Origin of the sequence: Candidatus Magnetaquicoccus inordinatus, assembly GCF_004217665.1 — a bacterium.
GTDB classification, from domain to species: domain Bacteria; phylum Pseudomonadota; class Magnetococcia; order Magnetococcales; family Magnetaquicoccaceae; genus Magnetaquicoccus; species Magnetaquicoccus inordinatus.
In genome coordinates, this window is record NZ_RXIU01000471.1 from 1 (window position 1) to 1,288 (window position 1,288).

At 54.9% G+C, this 1,288-nt stretch carries 1 protein-coding gene; it reads left to right on the top strand.

Features of this window, described 5'->3' with window-relative positions; genetic code table 11:
- Positions 1 to 30 precede the first annotated feature (30 nt).
- Positions 31 to 1,288: P-loop NTPase family protein (locus EJP87_RS16610; protein ID WP_130472947.1), on the top strand; the 1,258-nt coding region annotated here is incomplete at its 3' end.

The following is a 1,288-nucleotide window of genomic DNA, read 5'->3' on the forward strand; positions in this document are numbered from 1 at the left end:
TGGCCGCACGCAGCACAACATACTCCCTACATGCTCCGACCAAAACCAGAAGACAGCCCACTTCCCACGACTGACCGGGAGTGGATGGATCCCCGTTTTCCGCAGATTCCCTTGCTTGGTCGCGAAGAGACCTGGAAAGCGCTGCACGAGTGGCTAAAGGGAACGGGAATCAGTGTACAGGTTATCACCGCACCCGGAGGCACTGGCAAAACCCGTCTGGCTTGGGATCTTTGCCGTGCTGCCGAAAAAATGGGGTGGGATGCGGGTTTTTTGCGACAGGATGCTCTGCAACAACTGCTCTCGCATACCGATCCTGCCGCCTGGAACTGGTATCAACCCACCTTGCTGGTGATCGACTATGCCGCCTTTGCCGCCGGGGAGATCCATACCTGGCTCTTGCGCTTGTCTGAAAGAAGAGAGCATCCATTTGCCTTACGCATCCTGCTCCTGGAACGTCATGGCCAGCCTGGAGAGGGATGGTGGGACAAGGTTTTTAACGGCTCAAGCAGCGATACGGAAAACCGCGATATAGAGAGACTGCTCGCCACCCCGGCTCCGTTAAAGATCAACAAAGAGATGGACTTGGAGTGGCGACGGGGTATCCTGTCTGCGGTCTTGGCAAAAAGAGCTGTTTCCTTCAGCCTGCCGAATGATCCTCAGTTTAATACTCTATTGGAGAAGCTCCCCTGGGGTAATGAGCCTCTGTTTCTGATCATGGCCGCACTGCTGGCGGCTGGAGGTAATCTTTCCTCTCTGCTGGCACTCAATCGCAGCGAACTGGTCATGAAGATGGCTGACAGAGAGCTTTCCCGTCTGCGCGGCTTTGCTGGCGGGGTGCCAGGACGAGCAAAAATCCTCTGTCGTTTGGCAGCCTGTGCCACCCTGACTAAAGGCTTGAGCAGAGAAAAAGTCATGGATTTGGCTGAAGAGGAAAAAAAGGAGTTGCGGTTACCTTCTGCCGGGGATCCGGGGGATTTTGCCGATGTGCTCCATCAAGCACTTCCTGGACCTGGAGAAGATATTGCACCCATCCTCCCCGATCTGCTGGGAGAGGCGGTCATTCTCAAACTGTTTTCCAACGAGAATTATCCGAGTATCGCCCGCTCGTTTGACTTGGCACCAAAAAATACCGCAGAAACGCTGGTCCACTGTGTTCAGGACTATTGCGATCCCTCCTATCCCAAGCAACACCGACAGCCCATTGACTGGCTGGCCCAACTGATCCGTTGCCCTGCCTTCGACTTGGAACAGGCCATGGCCATTTCTGATGCCATGCCCTTAACCAGCA